A 3,164-nucleotide genomic window follows, 5' to 3' on the forward strand; every position below is an offset into this window, starting at 1 on the left:
TATACTTACGAGCACTATATCTGTCAACAGATACTTTTTTAGCCGTAGATTATTATAAAAAAATGCTTTTTTAGCTTAACACTCTAGTCACTTAACATATTACGCTACACTTCATTACTTATCAATGTAACCAAAGAACCTATTTTAACTAATTATTTTTGATATAATAATATAATAGTATTGAGAGGTGATGGAATGTATAAGATAGCTATTTGTGATGATCAACTAAATGAAATGCAAATTATTCATAATTCTGCAGTGAAATATTTCGATTTTAACAAGTTAGAATACAAAATTTCTCATTTTAACTCTGCCCAATTACTTTTAAAAGAATTTGATAATAATAATTTTGACATTCTCTTACTTGATATTTGTATGCCTGAATTTAGTGGTCTTGATTTAGCAAAAGAATTACAAGCTAAACAAATTAACACAAAAATAGTATTTTTATCAAACAGTTGTGATTATGCAATTGACGCTTTTGAAGTCAATGCTGTTCATTATTTAACCAAACCATTCACACAAGAAAAATTTAATGAAGCAATTGATCGCTTATTATCTATAATAAATAAGAAAAGAATCCATACATTTACATTGAAGATTGTTGGTGGTGGTTTAAATACAGTTAACATGGATGACATTATCTATATCGAAAACTTTAATCATGAACAGAAAATTTACATGAAAGGTAATCGCCATATTTTTGCAAGAGATTCTCTAACAAATATTGTCAGTATGCTTAATGAAAATTGTCCAAATCAATTTATATCACCCTACAAAGGTTATATTATCAATTTAGAATATGTAGAAACAATTCAAACATCTGAAATTAGCTTATGTGAACGCCACTCTGTTCCTATTGCTAAACGTACTTATCGAGATATTTCTGATCTTTATTTTTCTTACCGTTTCAATAAATAATTCATAAATGTAAAAGCAAAGTCAAATTGACTTTGCTTATTTTTATTCTTTTGATTTAGTTTTCATTATTACAAATAATACACCCAACAAAATTAAAACTGCACCTCCACTTAGTACAAACAAACATATTCCAAATGGCGTACTACACATGTGACACACCTTGCAAGAACTTTCTGTGATTTCAGGTTTTGTTACTTGATCAGATTCTATTTCTGATATTTTTCCACCATCTTCATAAGCCAATGCATAAATTGAATTTTTATTAGTTTTTACAGTTATTGTTAGTGGGTCATCATCGATATCTCTTAGTATCATTGATTCGCCTTCATGTAAATGTATTAAATACCACTTATTAGTTAAATCCAATAAGCTTTCATCTATCTTGAGCATTAACAATAGTTCATCATTAAACTCTGTAATTTGAATCCATTCTTCATTGTTAAAACTAACTTCTATGCTAATATCAAAGATTTTCTCTGTTTTAAGTGTATTACCATCAATGTTAGAATTGTTAATTATTTCTTGTTCCTCTGGTGTTAATTCTATCTCTTTTTCTTTTGCGGTTATTCTTATCGCTAGAGATGCACCTTTAAATACTTGATCTAATTGCTCGCTTGTTAATACAGAATTTAATAAATTGTATAAACTTGGAAGCGATAAATTTTGTTCACTATTTTCTTCAAAAATTATAGATACTTTACCTTTTCCATAAAATACTGTTTGAGAATTTTCAACAGGATGATCTTCACTTGTTTTAATTCTATTTCTTTGCGTATTTACTTTTGTTGTTTCTTCTACATACTCTTCCCAATATGAACCTACTACATAATTTGGTTTAGCTGTAATTTTTAAATAACCAAATTCTTTAATCAAATTGTAATATTTTGCTGGGTCTTGATTTAACTCACCTATATTTTCATTAAGTATTTCAAGTTTAAATAAGCCTTCTGATTCAGCTGTAATACTTTCTGGATATACGTAGCTAGCTTCAGTCTTAAAGAATGGAGAACTTTCACTATTTAAGTCTTCAAAGTCTGTTCCAACATATCCTATATACTCAATATTGATATCTGGTAACGGACTACCCAAATAAATCGATTTATCCTTTACCTTTACAATTAAATCCTTTTTACCAATTTCCTTAACAGCACTTGTTATTTTTTCATTTCGTTTATTTGTACCATCACCTTTATCAGTAACTTCACATTTTATGTTCTTTCCAATATCTTTCTTTACTGGTGTATATGTTGCATCATCATAGTCTTCAATTTTTACGTTATCAAGATACCAAGTATATGTAAAATCACCAAAGGCATTACTGTCACTAACAGATGCTTTAATTACTTCTCCATACTGATACTTGCCTTCAAGAGTTACATCTCCCTTTAAAAGATTTGCTATTTTCAAAGGAATCGATTCAAATTTACTTGCTGAATCTGTTGCCCCTTCATCATTAATTGTTTCTGTGAATACTTTCAAAACATAATTACCATCTAACCCTGATGGTATTTTGATTTTCAATTCACCAGACTCTTGATTTGCTGCCATTAGATTTCCATAATAAATGTCTTCACCTTTATTATTACTAATCATCGCAGATATATACGTATCCTTTGTTACATCTACTCCTGTATAGTTCACTGTGATTGTTTCTAATGCTCCCACACTCATACTCGTATTTGCTTCTTTGATTTTAAATTGCTTACTTGAATCAATAAGTGTTAGTTTGTAATTTGTAGTAGTTGCTGCTTCATCAGTTAACTCCGGAATCATCTTTAATGCATTTTCTCCAACTCCATTTGATTGTTTTCCAATGTCTGTTGGTGTGATATATAGAATTGATGCTAAGTTTAACTCAATAACCGGACGAACACCATAATTATTTGTTATACCAAGGTCAATGATTGAACCATCATTATTTACTGCTTTCGCTTCTTGTTCACTACTACCCGAGCTTGAAAGCCACCAAGTCCCTTTGCCTTCTCTTGCTACATCGGTATACTTCCAATCACCGTTATCTACAATTTGCTCATTTGTAGGCAAAGTAATTTTTTCATTAATTAATGATGCTCTTTCAATTTCAGATAAATAAGTATTTTTAAAACTATTATTTAACCAGCTCGCTAGATCTGATTGATCATATGAATTACTATTTTGATCATATGCTAAGCCATCAGTTATCACTGAATTTTCGCTATAAAACAATGTAAGTACTGTTTTATCTTTTTTAACTACACGATATA

Annotated in this window: 2 protein-coding genes; one reads left to right on the forward strand and one right to left on the reverse strand. The window is 29.2% G+C overall.

Features of this window, described 5'->3' with window-relative positions:
* The first annotated feature begins 195 nt into the window (after positions 1–195).
* Entirely contained in the window at positions 196–921 is a 726-nt protein-coding gene (locus RR430_RS09210; protein ID WP_332509028.1) for a LytR/AlgR family response regulator transcription factor, read from the forward strand.
* A 42-nt stretch (positions 922–963) separates the two neighbouring features.
* On the opposite strand, the gene RR430_RS09215 is transcribed toward RR430_RS09210, so the two are convergent.
* Positions 964–3,164: hypothetical protein (locus RR430_RS09215; protein WP_332509031.1), on the reverse strand; the 2,201-nt coding region annotated here is incomplete at its 5' end.

Origin of the sequence: Anaerorhabdus sp., from assembly GCF_036641015.1 — a bacterium.
Lineage (GTDB): Bacteria > Bacillota_I > Bacilli_A > Erysipelotrichales > Erysipelotrichaceae > Anaerorhabdus.

Excerpts from the sequence above, each read along its gene's own strand:
- RR430_RS09210 (WP_332509028.1), top strand. The coding sequence starts at position 196 with ATGTATAAGATAGCTATTTGTGATGATCAACTAAATGAAATGCAAATT.